We start from the raw sequence: 13,023 nt of genomic DNA on the forward strand, positions 1-13,023 counted from the left end.
GGCGCCGACCGGTGGCCCCACCCGTCCCTCCCCCAAGGACTTCGTCCAGGGGGGACCCCCAAGCGGGACGATTGCCCACACGGGCAGCGGCCCGAGGCGCCACACGGGCGCGGGCGCGCCGCCGGGGACGGCGCGCGGGCGGGGTGTCAGTGGGTGCCGTACACCGGGTGCGGGGGTTCCGAGGCGGACAGGAGCTTCAGGGTCGTCTCGCCCGCCTCCGCCGGCGTCCAGCGGCCGCCCTTGTCGGCCGTCGGGCCCGGCCGCCAGCCCTCCATGACCGTGATCCGGCCCGCCTCCGCCTCGAAGACCCGGCCCGTGACGCCGGCCGAGGCGGCGGAGCCGAGCCAGACCACGAGGGGGGAGACGTTCTCCGGGGCCATCGCGTCGAAGGCGGCCCCCGACGGAGCGGCCATGGTCTCGGCGAAGGTCTGCTCGGTCATCCGGGTGCGGGCCGCGGGGGCGATCGCGTTGACCTGGACCCCGTACCGGCCCATCTCGGCGGAGGCGACGAGCGTGAGGCCGACGATCCCGGCCTTGGCGGCCGCGTAGTTGCCCTGCCCGACGCTGCCGAGCAGGCCCGCGCCGGAGCTGGTGTTGATCACGCGGGCGACGGGCTGCCGCCCCGCCTTGGCCTCCGTCCGCCAGTGCGCGGCGGCGTGCTTGAGCGGCAGGAAGTGGCCCTTGAGGTGGACGCGCATGACTGCGTCCCAGTCGTCCTCCGCGAGGTTGACCAGCATGCGGTCGCGCAGGAAGCCGGCGTTGTTGACGAGGGTGTCGAGCCGCCCGAAGGCGTCGAGGGCGGTGGCGACGAGCGACGCCGCCCCGTCGGTGGTGGCGATGTCGCCGCCGTGGGCGACCGCCTCGCCGCCCGCCGCGGTGATCTCGTCGACGACCTGCTGGGCGGGGCCCGCGCCGCCTCCGGTGCCGTCGAGGCCGACGCCGAGGTCGTTGACGACGAGCTTGGCGCCCTCGGCGGCGAAGGCGAGCGCGTGCGCGCGGCCGAGTCCGCGCCCGGCGCCGGTGACGATGACGACGCGTCCGTTGCACAGTCCGGTCATGGTGGATGCCTTTCGGTGAGGGTGAGGGGTTTCAGTGGTTGACGGTGGCCGCGTCCAGGAAGCCGGGGCGTTCCCCGCCTCCGTGCACGAGGAGGCTGGCGCCGCTGATGTAGGCGGCGCGGTCGGAGGCGAGGAAGACGCAGGCGTCGCCGATGTCGCCGGGCTCGGCGAGCCGGCCGAGCGGTACGGTGCGGCCGACGGAGGCGATGCCGTCCTCGTCCCCGTAGTGCAGGTGGGAGAGTTCGGTGCGCACCATGCCGGGGACGAGGGTGTTGACCCGCACCAGCGGCGCCCATTCGACCGCCATGGACCGGGCGAGGTTGTCCAGGCCCGCCTTGGCGGCCCCGTAGGCCGCGCTGCCGGGTGAGGGGCGGGTGCCGCTGACGCTGCCGATCATGATGACGGACCCTCCGCCGGGCTGGTGCCGCATCACCTCGTACGCGGCGAGGGAGGCGGTCAGGGGGGCGACGAGGTTCAGTTCGAGCACCCGGGCCTGTTGCTCGGGCGACCCCTCGCCGAGCATCCGGAAGGGCGTGCCGCCCGCGTTGTTGACCAGGACGTCCAGCCTTCCGTGGTCCTCGCGCACCCGGTCGAAGAACCCGGCGACGGCGGCCGGGTCGCGCAGGTCTACGGGGAGGAAGCGGGCCGTGCGCCCCGCCGCCTCGACGGGCTTCTCCGGAGCCCGCCGCGCGCAGGTCACGACCTCCGCGCCGGCGTCGAGCAGGGCCCGGGTGATCCCGGCGCCGACGCCCCGGGTACCGCCGGTGACGACGGCGACGGATCCCGTCAGATCGATGGTGACTGGCAAGGGACACCTCCCGCAGCGGGCGAACCGCTGCTATCTTCCACCTAACAAACGTTTGGTGGAAAGGTAGCTGATCTGCTCATGGGTGTCTCCACCTCCGCCCCGGACAAGGGCATCGCCGTCGTCACCGTCGACTTCCCACCGGTCAACGCCCTCCCCGTACAGGGCTGGTACGACCTCGCCGCCGCGGTCCGCGCCGCCGGTGCCGATCCCGAGGTGCGCTGCGTCGTGCTCACCGCGGAGGGCCGCGGCTTCAACGCCGGCGTCGACATCAAGGAGATCCAGCGCACCGCGGGGCACGACGCCCTCCTGGGCGCCAACCGCGGCTGCTACGAGGCCTTCGCCGCCGTCTACGACTGCGAGGTTCCGGTGGTCGCCGCCGTACAGGGCTTCTGCCTCGGCGGCGGCATCGGCCTCGTCGGCAACGCCGACGCGATCGTCGCCTCCGACGACGCGACCTTCGGCCTGCCCGAGCTGGACCGGGGGGCGCTCGGCGCGGCTACCCACCTGGCGCGGCTCGTCCCCCAGCAGCTGATGCGGGCCCTCTACTACACCTCGCGCACCGTCACCGCCGAGGAGCTGCACCGGCACGGCTCGGTCTGGCGGGTCGTCCCGCGCGAGCGGCTGCTCGGCGCGGCGCTCGAACTCGCGCGGGAGATCGCCGCGAAGGACGGACAGCTGATCCGGCTCGCCAAGGCCGCGATCAACGGCATCGACCCGGTGGACGTCCACCGCAGCTACCGCTTCGAGCAGGGCTTCACCTTCGAGGCCAACCTCAGCGGCGTCGCCGACCGGGTCCGCGACACCTTCGGCAAGGACCACAAGGACGAGAAGGAGCAGCAGTCGTGAGCAGGGACAAGACGATGACCGCCGAGGAGGTCGTGGGCCGCCTCCGCAGCGGGATGACGATCGGCATCGGCGGCTGGGGGTCACGGCGCAAGCCGATGGCCCTGGTCCGGGCGCTGCTGCGCTCGGACCTCACCGACCTGACCGTCGTCTCGTACGGCGGCCCGGACGTCGGGCTGCTCGCCGCGGCCGGGAAGATCCGCAAGCTGGTCGCGGCCTTCGCCACGCTGGACTCCGTCCCGCTGGAGCCGCACTTCGGCGCGGCCCGGCAGCGCGGTGACCTCGAACTGGTGGAGCTGGACGAGGCGATGGTCATGTGGGGCCTGACCGCCGCCGTGCACCGGCTGCCGTTCATGCCCATCCGCGCCGGGCTCGCCTCGGACGTGATGACCGTCAACCCCTCGCTGCGGACGATCACCTCCCCGTACGAGGACCGCGAGGAGCTCGTCGCCGTCCCCGCGCTGCGGCTGGACGCCGCGCTCGTCCACGTCAACCGTGCCGACGCGCACGGAAACGGCCAGTACCTGGGCCCCGACCCGTACTTCGACGACCTGTTCTGCGAGGCCGCCGACGCCGCGTACGTCTCCTGCGAGCGGATCGTGGAGACCCAGGAGCTGCTCAAGGACGCGGGGCCGCAGTCGCTGCTGCTCAAGCGCGCCTTCGTCGACGGGGTCGTCGAGACCCCGAACGGCGCGCACTTCACCTCCTGCGCCCCCGACTACGACCGGGACGAGGCCTTCCAGCGCGCCTACGTCACGGCGGCCCGGGACCCGGAGGCCTGGCGGGAGTTCACCGCGCGGTTCCTGTCCGGCGACGAGGACGCCTACCAGGCCGCGGTCGCGGCGTTCCACGAGGAGGAAGCATGAGCGGCACCGACACCACCACGACGGCCACCCGGGCCGAGTACTGCGTCGTCGCCTGCGCCGAGGCGTGGCGGGGCGCCGGCGAGGTCCTCGCCAGCCCGATGGGCACCGTCCCGGTGATCGGCGCCCGGCTCGCGAAGCTCACCTTCGCCCCCGAGCTGCTGCTGACCGACGGGGAGGCGCTGCTCATCGCCGACGTCCCGGCGGTCGGCGCGGCACCCCGGGTGGTGGAGGGCTGGCTGCCCTACCGGCAGCACCTGGCCATGGTCACCACCGGGCGCCGGCACGTGATGATGGGCGCGAGCCAGATCGACCGGTACGGCAACCAGAACATCAGCTGCATCGGGGACTGGGCGCGCCCGAAGCGCCAGCTCCTGGGGGTGCGCGGCGCGCCCGTCAACACCCTCAACAACCCGACCAGTTACTGGGTCCCGAAGCACTCGGCGCGCGTCTTCGTCGAGCGGGTCGACATGGTCTCGGGCGTCGGGTACGACCGGGCCGCCGCGGCCGGCCCCTCCGCGACCCGCTACCACCGCGTCCCGGACGTCATCAGCGACCTGGGCGTCTTCGACTTCGAGACCCCGGACCGCACCATGCGGCTGCGCTCGCTGCACCCCGGCGTCACCGTCGAGCAGGTCCGGGAGGCCACCGGCTTCGCGCTGACCGTCCCCGACGACGTGCCGTACACCCGCGAGCCCACGCCGGAGGAACTGCGGCTGATCCGCGAAGAGATCGACCCCGAGGCGCTGCGCGACCGGGAGGTCCCGTCGTGAGCGACGCCGTGATCGCCACCCGGCTCACCGAACTCGTCGGGGTGCGCCACCCCGTCGTGCAGACCGGCATGGGCTGGGTGGCGGGGCCCCGCCTGGTCTCGGCCACCGCCGAGGCCGGGGCGCTCGGCATCCTGGCCTCGGCGACGATGACCGTCGACCAGCTCCGCTCGGCGGTGCGCGAGGTGAAGTCCCGTACCGACGCGCCCTTCGGCGTGAACCTGCGCGCGGACGCCGGGGACGCCGCCGAACGCGTCCGGATCATCATCGACGAGGGGGTACGGGTCGCCTCCTTCGCGCTCGCTCCGTCCCGTGAGCTGATCGCCCGGCTCAAGGACGCGGGGGTCGTCGTCATCCCCTCCATCGGGGCGAGACGGCACGCCGAGAAGGTCGCGGCCTGGGGCGCCGACGCGGTGATCGTGCAGGGCGGGGAGGGCGGCGGCCACACCGGCAGCGTCGCCACCACCGTCCTGCTCCCCCAGGTCGTGGACGCCGTGGACATCCCGGTCGTCGCGGCCGGCGGCTTCCACGACGGGCGCGGCCTGGTCGCGGCCCTCGCCTACGGCGCGGCCGGCATCGCCATGGGCACGCGCTTCCTGCTCACCTCCGACAGCACGGTCCCCGACGCGGTGAAGGCCCGCTACCTCGAAGCGGCGGTCACCGACGTCACGGTCACCACCAAGGTGGACGGACTGCCGCACCGGATGCTCCGGACCGAGCTCGTCGACGCGCTGGAGCGCTCGGGCCGGGCCGCCTCGCTGCTGCGGGCGGTCCGGCACGCGGCGGCCTTCCGGCGCGAAACCGGCATGAGCTGGCCGCAGATGGTCCGGGACGGCCTGGCGATGAAGCACGGCAAGGACCTGACGTGGAGCCAGATCCTGCTGGCCGCGAACACGCCGATGCTCCTCAAGGCGTCCATGGTCGACGGCCGCACCGACCTGGGCGTGATGGCCTCCGGGCAGGTCGCCGGACTCATCGACGACCTGCCGTCCTGCGCCGAGCTCGTCGACCGGCTCATGGCGGAGGCCCGGGCCGCGCTCCACGCCCTGCCCGCCACGCCCTGACCGCTCACGCGGATGTCCGCCGGGGTACCTTCACCCCGGCGGACTCGTGTCTCCACCCGATCCCCACCGCACCTGACCCGAACGGAACCGCCATGCCGATCCAGCGGCTGAACCACGCCGTCCTCTTCGTCTCCGACCTGGAGCGCAGCCTCGCCTTCTACCGTGACGTCCTCGAGTTCCGGCCGCTGCCGCAGGCGTTCCCCGGGGCGGCCTTCCTCCAGGCTGCGGGCTCCGCCAACGACCACGACCTCGGGCTGTTCCAGTCCCCCGAGCGCGGCCCCGGGCACGCCAGGGGGCGGGTCGGCCTGTACCACCTGGCCTGGGAGGTGGACACCCTGGCCGAGCTGCGGCGCATGCGGACCCGCCTGGCGGAGGCGGGGGCCCTGACCGGGGCGAGCAACCACGCCTCCACCAAGGCCCTCTACGCGCGGGACCCGGACGGCATCGAGTTCGAGGTGTGCTGGCTGGTCCCGGACGCGGCCGTCGCCGGGGAGCTCTCGGCGATGACCTCGCCCACGCTCCCCCTCGACATCGAGGCGGAGATCGAGACGTACGGTGCGGAGACCCCGGGAGGCCCCCGCACCGATCACGCGGTCTGGCAGCGGATCTTCGGCGCCGGCGTCACCGACGCGCGATGACCGTCACAGCCGACCGATGACCGTCACAGCCGCTCGATGATCGTCACGTTCGCCTGGCCACCGCCCTCGCACATCGTCTGGAGGCCGTAGCGGCCGCCGGTGCGCTCCAGTTCGTGGAGGAGGGTGGTGGTCAGCTTGGTGCCGGTGGCGCCCAGCGGGTGGCCCAGCGCGATGGCGCCGCCGTTGACGTTGACCTTCTCGGGGTCGGCGCCGGTCTCCTTCAGCCAGGCGAGGACGACCGAGGCGAAGGCCTCGTTGATCTCCACCAGGTCGATCTCGTCGAGCGTCATCCCCGCCTTCTTCAGGGCGTACGCCGTCGCCGGTATCGGGGCGGACAGCATGCGGATCGGGTCCTCGCCCCGCACCGACAGGTGGTGGACGCGGGCGCGCGGCGTCAGCCCGTGCTCGCGCACGGCGCGTTCCGAGGCGATCAGCATCGCCGAGGCCCCGTCGGAGACCTGCGAGGAGACCGCGGCGGTCAGCCGGCCGCCCTCGACCAGGGCCTGCAGTCCGGCCATCTTCTCCAGGGTGGTGTCGCGGCGCGGGCCCTCGTCGGTGGTGACGTCGCCGTACGGGACGATCTCGCGCGCGAAGCGGCCCTCGTCGATCGCGCGGGCGGCCCGCCGGTGCGAGCGGAGGGCGAACTCCTCCATGTCCCGGCGGGAGATGTCCCACTTGGCGGCGATGAGCTCGGCGCCGTGGAACTGGTTGACCGGCTGGTCGCCGTAGCGGGCGCGCCAGCCCTCCGAGCCGAGGTACGGGCCGTCGGTCAGGCCTAGCGGGTCGGCGGCCTGGCGGCTGGCGAAGGCGATCGGGATCATCGACATGTTCTGCACGCCGCCGGCGACGACCAGGTCCTGGGTGCCGGACAGGACGCCCTGCGCGGCGAAGTGCAGGGCCTGCTGGGAGGAGCCGCACTGCCGGTCCACGGTGGTGCCGGGGACCTCCTCGGGCAGTCCGGCCGCCAGCCAGCTGGTGCGGGCGATGTCGCCGGCCTGCGGGCCGACGGTGTCCAGGCAGCCGAAGACGACGTCCTCGACGGCGGCCGGGTCGGCGCCCGAGCGCTCCATCAGCGCCTTCAGGACGTGTGCTCCGAGGTCGGCGGGGTGGACGGCGGACAGTCCGCCGTTCCGCCGGCCGACCGGGGTGCGTACCGCTTCGACGATGTAGGCCTCGGCCATGGTCTCTCCTTGTTCGTACGTCATTCGTCCGTCCGGTGTCCGTCACGGAGGGCGACGCCCTCCAGCACCATCGACAGGTACTGGCGGGCGATCTCCTCCGGGCTGTGCTGTCCGCCCGGCCGGTACCAGGACGCGGCGACCCAGACGGTGTCGCGCACGAAGCGGTAGGTGAGCCGGACGTCGAGGTCGGTGCGGAAGACCCCGGCGGCCACGCCGCGCTCCAGGGTCCTGAGCCAGGCCTCCTCGAACCTCCGCTGCGAGCCGGCGAGATAGCCGAAGCGCGGCTGCTCCCGCAGGTGCCTGGACTCCTTCTGGTAGATGGCGACGGCGGCGCGGTGCCGGTCGATCTCCCGGAACGATTCGGTGACGAGGGCCTCCAGGGTCTCCCGGGGGCCGAGCGGCGCGGCGAGCACGGCGTCGTACCGGGCCCACAGCTCGTCCAGGAAGGCGCGGAGGATCTCGTCGAGCATCGACTCCTTGGAGTCGAAGTGGTAGTAGAGGCTGCCCGCGAGCAGCCCGGCGGCGTCGGCGATGCGGCGGACGGTGGTGGCGTCGTACCCCTGCGCGGCGAAGACCTCGGCCGCCGTGTCCAGGATCTCGCGGCGCCGCTCCGGCGCCGGTCTCACGGGTGCTGGCTGCTGACGGAGAGGACCTCGCCCGTCAGGTACGAGGAGTAGCCGCTGGCCAGGAAGACGATCACGTTGGCCACCTCCCAGGGCTCCGCGTAGCGTCCGAAGGCCTCGCGGGAGGTGAGCTCCTCCAGGAGTTCGGGGGTCGTGACCTTCACGAGGTGCGGGTGCATGGCCAGGCTCGGGGAGACGGCGTTGACCCGCACCCCGTAGGCCGCGGCCTCCAGGGCGGCGCAGCGGGTGAGGGCCATCACGCCGGCCTTGGCGGCGGCGTAGTGGGCCTGTCCCTTCTGGGCCCGCCAGCCGACGACCGAGGCGTTGTTGACGACGACGCCCCCGGCGCCCGCGTCCTTCATGCGGCGCAGTGCGGCGCGGGTGCAGCGGAAGGTTCCGTTGAGGGTCACGTCGAGGACCCTGTCCCACTGGGCGTCGGTCATGTCGACCAGGTCGGCGGTGCCGCCGAGACCGGCGTTGTTGACGACGATGTCGAGGCGCCCGTGGCGCTCGACGGCGAGGTCGAACAGGGCGGCGACCTGGGTCTCGTCGGTGACGTCGCAGGGCAGGGCGGCGACGCGGTCCGCGCCGAACTCGGCGGCCAGTTCGGCCTCGGACTCCTTCAGCCGGCGGGCGTGGGCGTCGGAGAGGACCACGCGGGCGCCCTCCTCCAGGAGCCGTCGGGCGGTCGCTCCCCCGATGCCGGCGCCGGCGGCTGCGGTGACGACGGCGGCGCGGCCGGCGAGCAGACCGTGGCCCGGCACGTAGGGGGGTGGGGTGCCGGTCATGGGCGGACCTCCTTGGGCAGGCCGAGGACGCGCTCGGCGATGATGTTCCGCTGGATCTCGTTGGAGCCGGCGTAGATGGTGTCGGAGCGGGAGAAGAGGTAGAGCCGCTGCCAGTCGGTGAGGTCGTAGGGTTCTCCGTCGGCGAGCATCCCGGCGGCTCCGCAGACGTCCATGGCGAGTTCGCCCAGTTCCCGGTGCCAGGTGGCCCAGAAGATCTTGCCGATGGAGGCCTCGGGGCCGGGGGCTCCGGAGGCGACGCCGTCGAGCATGCGCAGGGCGTTGAAGCGGATGGTCTCCAGGCCGATCCAGGCGCGGGCGATGCGGTCGCGGATCAGCGGGTCGGCGGCGGCCCCGTTGCGCCGGGCGAGGTCGACGACGGCCTCCAGCTCGCGGCGGAAGCCGACCTGCTGGCCGAGGGTGGACACGCCCCGCTCGAAGCCGAGGGTGGCCATGGCCACCTTCCAGCCGTCGCCGGGGGCTCCGACGACGTGGGAGGCGTGGGTACGGGCGCCGTCGAAGAAGACCTCGTTGAACTCCGAGGTCCCGGTGAGCTGGACGATGGGCCTGATCTCGACGCCGGGCTGGTCCAGGGGGACGAGCAGGTAGGACAGGCCGTGGTGGCGGGTCGATCCGGGTTCGGTGCGGGCGACGACGAAGCACCAGTCGGCCTCGTGCGCGAGTGAGGTCCACACCTTCTGGCCGGTGACGATCCACGCGTCGCCGTCGCGCTCGGCGCGGGTCCGCACGTTCGCGAGGTCGGATCCGGCGTCCGGCTCCGAGTAGCCCTGGCACCACTGCTCCCGGACGGTGACGATCCCCGGGAGGAAGCGCTCGCGCTGCTCGGGGGTGCCGAAGGCGATGAGGGTGGGTCCCAGGAGCTGTTCGCCGATGTGGCTGACGCGGGCGGGGGCGTCGGCGAGGGCGTACTCCTCGTGGAAGGCGACCTGCTGTTCGAGGGTCGCGCCCCTCCCGCCGTACTCCTTGGGCCAGCCGACGCAGGTCCATCCCGCGGCGGCCATGTGCCGCTCCCAGGCGAGGCGTTCGGCGTGCGCCTCGTGTTCCCGTCCGGGGCCGCCGCGCCCGCGCAGGGCGGCGAACTCGCCCGTGAGGTTGGCGCTCAGCCAGCCGCGGACCTCTCTGCGGAACTCCTCGACGTTGCTCATGGCCGTACGTTAACCTACCAAACACTTGTTAGGGAAGGAGGGCGGATGTCCGCTGCCCGCACCGCATCCACGGCACCGGTCCGCTACGAACGCCTCGGCCCGGTGGCCGTGGTCACGATGGACCGGCCCGATTACCGCAACGCCCAGAACTCCGCCATGACGTACGCCCTCGACCGCGCCTTCTACCGCGCGGCCGACGACGACGAGGTCAAGGTCGTCGTGCTCGCCGGAGCGGGGAAGCACTTCTCCGCCGGCCACGACATCGGCACCCCCGAGCGGGACGCCCACCTGCCGTTCGACCGCAAGGCGGGACTCTGGTGGGACCACTCGGACAAGCGGGGCGCGGAGAGCCGCTTCGCCCGCGAGTCCGAGGTCTACCTGGGCATGTGCCGACGCTGGCGCGAACTGCCCAAGCCCATGGTCGCGTCGGTGCAGGGCGCCTGCGTCGCCGGCGGCCTGATGCTCGCCTGGGTGTGCGACCTCATCGTCGCCTCCGAGGACGCGTTCTTCGCCGACCCCGTCGTCCGCATGGGCATCCCCGGCGTCGAGTACTTCGCCCACCCGTGGGTGATGCCCCCGCGCATCGCCAAGGAGTTCCTCTTCACCGGCGACCGGATGGACGCCCGGCGCGCCTACGAGGTCGGCATGGTCAACCGGGTCGTGCCGCCCGGGGAGCTCACCGAGCGGACCATGGAACTGGCAGGCAGGATCGCCGAGATGCCCCGCATGGGCCTGGCCCTGACCAAGCGCGCCGTCAACCAGGCCGAGGACCTCCAGGGCCTGCACACCGGCATGGACTCGGTCTTCGGGCTGCACCACCTCGCGCACGCGCACAACGCCGAGACCGCGCCCGACGCGCTGGGCGGCATGGACATAGCCTCGATGAAGGCGGCGGGAGCCTGATGGACCTCGACTTCTCCGCGGCGGAGGACGCCTTCCGGGCCGAGGCCCGCGCCTGGCTCACCGCCCATGTGCCCGACACGCCGCTGCCGTCCCTGGAGACGGAGGAGGGCTTCGCGGCCCACCGGCTCTGGGAGCGGACCCTGTCCGACGACCGCTGGTCGGTGGTCTCCTGGCCCGAGGAGTACGGCGGCCGGGGCGCCTCGCTCCTGCGGTGGCTGATCTTCGAGGAGGAGTACTACGCGGCCGGTGCCCCCGGCCGGGTCAGCCAGAACGGCATCAACCTCCTCGCCCCCACGCTCTTCGAGCACGGCACCGACGAGCAGCGCGCCCGCGTCCTGCCGTCGATGGCGAGCGGCGAGGTCATCTGGGCCCAGGCCTGGTCCGAGCCCGAGTCCGGCTCCGACCTCGCCTCGCTGCGGTCCACGGCCGAGCGGACCGAGGGCGGCTGGCTGCTGCGCGGCCAGAAGACCTGGTCGTCCCGGGCGGCCTTCGCGGACCGCGCCTTCGGCCTCTTCCGCAGCGAACCCGGCACTCCCAAGCCGCACCAGGGGCTCACGTACCTGATGTTCCCGCTGGACGCCGACGGCGTGACCGTGCGGCCCATCGGACGGCTCGACGGCAAGCCCGCCTTCGCCGAACTCTTCCTCGACGGCGTGTTCGTGCCCGACGAGGACGTGATCGGCGCGCCCGGGCAGGGCTGGCGGGTCGCCATGAGCACCGCGGGCAACGAGCGGGGGCTCACCCTGCGCAGCCCCGGCCGGTTCACCGCCGCGGCCGAGCGGCTCACGGAGCTGTGGCGGGAGTCCGCCGACCCCTCCGACACCGCCCTGCGCGACCGTGTCGCCGACGCGGTCATCGGGGCGCGCGCCTACCGGCTGTTCGCGTACGGGGGCGTCTCGCGCATCGCCGCCGGAGGCTCGATCGGCGCCGAGTCCAGCCTCAACAAGGTCTTCTGGTCCGAGCTCGACATCGCGCTCCACGAGACCGCGCTCGACCTGCTCGGACCCTACGGCGAGCTGTCCGACGCCGCCGGCGACGCGCCCGCGCACGGCGGCTGGGCCGAGGGCCACACCTTCTCCCTCGCCGGGCCGGTCTACGCGGGCACCAACGAGATCCAGCGCGACATCATCGCCGAGCGGCTGCTCGGCCTCCCGAAGGGACGCCGGTGATGCGGTTCCTCCTCGACGACGAGCAGCGGGAGTTCGCCCGCTCCCTCGACTCCATGCTCACCGCGGCCGACACCCCCTCGGCCGTGCGGGCCTGGGCGGCGGGCGACACGGCACCCGGCCGCGCGCTCTGGTCCCGGCTCGCGGAGGCGGGGGTCTTCGCCCTCGCCGTACCGGAGCGGCACGACGGTCTCGGCCCGCTGCCGGTCGAACTGGCCGTCGCCTTCACCGAACTGGGCCGCCACGCCGTGCCCGGACCGGTGGTGGAGACCGTCGCCGCGGCGGTGCTCCTGGACCGGCTCGGTGACGACGCCTCCGCCGCCCTGCTGCGACAGATCGCCTCGGGGAAGACGGTCGTCTCCCTGTGCCTGCCGGACGCGGGAAGTCCCTACGCCCTGGACGCGGACAGCGCCGACGCCGTGCTCGTCGTCGAGGGCGACACCGTGCGCCTGGCGGAGACGGCCGGCCCGGTCCAGCCCTCGGCCGACCCCGCGCGCCGGCTGGCCCGCCCGCTCGGCGGAACCGTCCTCGCGCGCGGCCCTGCGGTGACCGCCGCCGCCGCGCACGCCGCCGAGGCCGCCGCCCTGGTCACCGCCGCCCAGTGCCTGGGGCTCGGCCGGGCGCTGCTCGACCGGACGGTGGAGTACGTGAAGCAGCGCACCCAGTTCGGCGTCGCCATCGGCTCCTTCCAGTCGGTCAAGCACCGCCTCGCCGACACGCTCATCGCCCTGGAGTTCGCCCGGCCCCTGCTGCACGCGGCGGCCCTGGCCCTCGCGGACGGGGCCGGGCGCGGCTCCGCCGAGGTCGCCGCGGCGAAGGTCACGGCGGGCGAGGCCGCGTACGCCGCCGCCCGGACCGCCCTCCAGCTCCACGGGGCCGTCGGCTACACGGAGGAGCTCGACCTCGCCCTGTGGATCCGCAAGGCGCGTCCGCTCCGCGACGCCTGGGGCACCCCCGCGGCCTGCCGCGCCCGGGTCCTCGCCCCCTGACCGGTCGCCCCGCACGGTGTCCGCCGCCCCCGCCGGGGGGCGGGCCCCCCCCCCCCGCCCCCGGCGCCCCCCCCCCCCGCCCTCGACCCCCACTACCCCCCCCACCACCCCACCACCCAAACCCCCCCACGAGCCCCCCGGTAACCACCACCAGCCCCACACACCC

Annotated in this window: 14 protein-coding genes; 8 read left to right on the top strand and 6 right to left on the bottom strand. The window is 73.7% G+C overall.

The window, feature by feature from the left end; translation table 11 throughout:
• Positions 1-146: 146 nt before the first annotated feature.
• Together ACFV2S_RS27900 and ACFV2S_RS27905 are read right to left on the bottom strand one after the other, a co-directional pair.
• The gene (locus ACFV2S_RS27900; RefSeq protein WP_385564625.1) at positions 147-1,058 is read right to left on the bottom strand and encodes an SDR family oxidoreductase; all 912 of its coding nucleotides are present in this window, start codon (positions 1,056-1,058) and stop codon (positions 147-149) included.
• A 31-nt stretch (positions 1,059-1,089) separates the two neighbouring features.
• Positions 1,090-1,866, bottom strand: coding sequence for an SDR family oxidoreductase (locus tag ACFV2S_RS27905; protein WP_385564628.1), 777 nt, complete (start codon positions 1,864-1,866; stop codon positions 1,090-1,092).
• Positions 1,867-1,944: 78 nt separating this feature from the next.
• On the opposite strand from ACFV2S_RS27905, the gene ACFV2S_RS27910 reads away from it, so the two are divergent.
• The 5 genes from ACFV2S_RS27910 (at position 1,945) to ACFV2S_RS27930 (ending at position 6,044) form a co-directional block, all read left to right on the top strand.
• Positions 1,945-2,712, top strand: a complete 768-nt coding sequence (locus ACFV2S_RS27910) for an enoyl-CoA hydratase family protein (RefSeq protein WP_385564631.1) — start codon at positions 1,945-1,947, stop codon at positions 2,710-2,712.
• Positions 2,713-2,726: 14 nt separating this feature from the next.
• Complete coding sequence (locus tag ACFV2S_RS27915) at positions 2,727-3,575, top strand: CoA transferase subunit A (RefSeq protein ID WP_385564824.1); 849 nt, start codon at positions 2,727-2,729, stop codon at positions 3,573-3,575.
• Positions 3,572-4,345, top strand: coding sequence for a CoA-transferase subunit beta (locus ACFV2S_RS27920; protein ID WP_385564633.1), 774 nt, complete (start codon positions 3,572-3,574; stop codon positions 4,343-4,345). Before ACFV2S_RS27915 ends, ACFV2S_RS27920 begins: the two co-directional genes overlap by 4 nt.
• Positions 4,346-4,356: 11 nt before the next feature.
• The gene (locus ACFV2S_RS27925; RefSeq protein WP_385564827.1) at positions 4,357-5,406 is read left to right on the top strand and encodes an NAD(P)H-dependent flavin oxidoreductase; all 1,050 of its coding nucleotides are present in this window, start codon (positions 4,357-4,359) and stop codon (positions 5,404-5,406) included.
• Between the two features lie 92 nt (positions 5,407-5,498).
• Positions 5,499-6,044, top strand: coding sequence for a VOC family protein (locus ACFV2S_RS27930; RefSeq protein WP_385564636.1), 546 nt, complete (start codon positions 5,499-5,501; stop codon positions 6,042-6,044).
• Between the two features lie 23 nt (positions 6,045-6,067).
• Here the strand turns inward: ACFV2S_RS27930 and ACFV2S_RS27935 are convergent, their stop codons facing one another.
• Genes ACFV2S_RS27935 through ACFV2S_RS27950 form a run of 4 tightly spaced genes read right to left on the bottom strand, consistent with a single transcriptional unit; the run spans position 6,068 to position 9,799 of the window.
• Positions 6,068-7,225: an acetyl-CoA C-acetyltransferase gene (locus ACFV2S_RS27935; RefSeq protein ID WP_385564639.1), complete on the bottom strand. Its 1,158-nt coding sequence runs from the start codon at positions 7,223-7,225 to the stop codon at positions 6,068-6,070.
• A gap of 20 nt (positions 7,226-7,245) precedes the next feature.
• Complete coding sequence (locus ACFV2S_RS27940; RefSeq protein ID WP_383789809.1) at positions 7,246-7,851, bottom strand: TetR/AcrR family transcriptional regulator; 606 nt, start codon at positions 7,849-7,851, stop codon at positions 7,246-7,248.
• Entirely contained in the window at positions 7,848-8,636 is a 789-nt protein-coding gene (locus ACFV2S_RS27945; RefSeq protein WP_385564642.1) for an SDR family oxidoreductase, read from the bottom strand. Before ACFV2S_RS27945 ends, ACFV2S_RS27940 begins: the two co-directional genes overlap by 4 nt.
• Complete coding sequence (locus ACFV2S_RS27950; protein WP_385564645.1) at positions 8,633-9,799, bottom strand: acyl-CoA dehydrogenase family protein; 1,167 nt, start codon at positions 9,797-9,799, stop codon at positions 8,633-8,635. The genes ACFV2S_RS27945 and ACFV2S_RS27950 overlap by 4 nt, the downstream gene beginning before the upstream one ends.
• Positions 9,800-9,844: 45 nt before the next feature.
• Between ACFV2S_RS27950 and ACFV2S_RS27955 the strand changes: the two genes are divergently transcribed.
• Genes ACFV2S_RS27955 through ACFV2S_RS27965 form a run of 3 tightly spaced genes read left to right on the top strand, consistent with a single transcriptional unit; the run spans position 9,845 to position 12,857 of the window.
• Entirely contained in the window at positions 9,845-10,702 is an 858-nt protein-coding gene (locus tag ACFV2S_RS27955) for an enoyl-CoA hydratase (RefSeq protein ID WP_385564648.1), read from the top strand.
• Positions 10,702-11,871 carry an acyl-CoA dehydrogenase family protein gene (locus ACFV2S_RS27960; RefSeq protein ID WP_385564651.1) on the top strand — a complete coding sequence of 390 codons (1,170 nt, stop codon included), beginning with the start codon at positions 10,702-10,704 and terminating at the stop codon, positions 11,869-11,871. Before ACFV2S_RS27955 ends, ACFV2S_RS27960 begins: the two co-directional genes overlap by 1 nt.
• The gene (locus ACFV2S_RS27965; RefSeq protein WP_385564830.1) at positions 11,871-12,857 is read left to right on the top strand and encodes an acyl-CoA dehydrogenase family protein; all 987 of its coding nucleotides are present in this window, start codon (positions 11,871-11,873) and stop codon (positions 12,855-12,857) included. Before ACFV2S_RS27960 ends, ACFV2S_RS27965 begins: the two co-directional genes overlap by 1 nt.
• Positions 12,858-13,023 lie beyond the last annotated feature (166 nt).

Source organism: Streptomyces sp. NPDC059695, assembly GCF_042733785.1.
Lineage (GTDB): Bacteria > Actinomycetota > Actinomycetes > Streptomycetales > Streptomycetaceae > Streptomyces.

Excerpts from the sequence above, each read along its gene's own strand:
- ACFV2S_RS27920 (WP_385564633.1), top strand. The coding sequence starts at position 3,572 with ATGAGCGGCACCGACACCACCACGACGGCCACCCGGGCCGAGTACTGC.
- ACFV2S_RS27900 (WP_385564625.1), bottom strand. The coding sequence starts at position 1,058 with ATGACCGGACTGTGCAACGGACGCGTCGTCATCGTCACCGGCGCCGGG.
- ACFV2S_RS27935 (WP_385564639.1), bottom strand. The coding sequence starts at position 7,225 with ATGGCCGAGGCCTACATCGTCGAAGCGGTACGCACCCCGGTCGGCCGG.
- ACFV2S_RS27915 (WP_385564824.1), top strand. The coding sequence starts at position 2,727 with ATGACCGCCGAGGAGGTCGTGGGCCGCCTCCGCAGCGGGATGACGATC.
- ACFV2S_RS27930 (WP_385564636.1), top strand. The coding sequence starts at position 5,499 with ATGCCGATCCAGCGGCTGAACCACGCCGTCCTCTTCGTCTCCGACCTG.
- ACFV2S_RS27910 (WP_385564631.1), top strand. The coding sequence starts at position 1,945 with ATGGGTGTCTCCACCTCCGCCCCGGACAAGGGCATCGCCGTCGTCACC.
- ACFV2S_RS27955 (WP_385564648.1), top strand. The coding sequence starts at position 9,845 with ATGTCCGCTGCCCGCACCGCATCCACGGCACCGGTCCGCTACGAACGC.
- ACFV2S_RS27950 (WP_385564645.1), bottom strand. The coding sequence starts at position 9,799 with ATGAGCAACGTCGAGGAGTTCCGCAGAGAGGTCCGCGGCTGGCTGAGC.
- ACFV2S_RS27945 (WP_385564642.1), bottom strand. The coding sequence starts at position 8,636 with ATGACCGGCACCCCACCCCCCTACGTGCCGGGCCACGGTCTGCTCGCC.
- ACFV2S_RS27960 (WP_385564651.1), top strand. The coding sequence starts at position 10,702 with ATGGACCTCGACTTCTCCGCGGCGGAGGACGCCTTCCGGGCCGAGGCC.
- ACFV2S_RS27965 (WP_385564830.1), top strand. The coding sequence starts at position 11,871 with ATGCGGTTCCTCCTCGACGACGAGCAGCGGGAGTTCGCCCGCTCCCTC.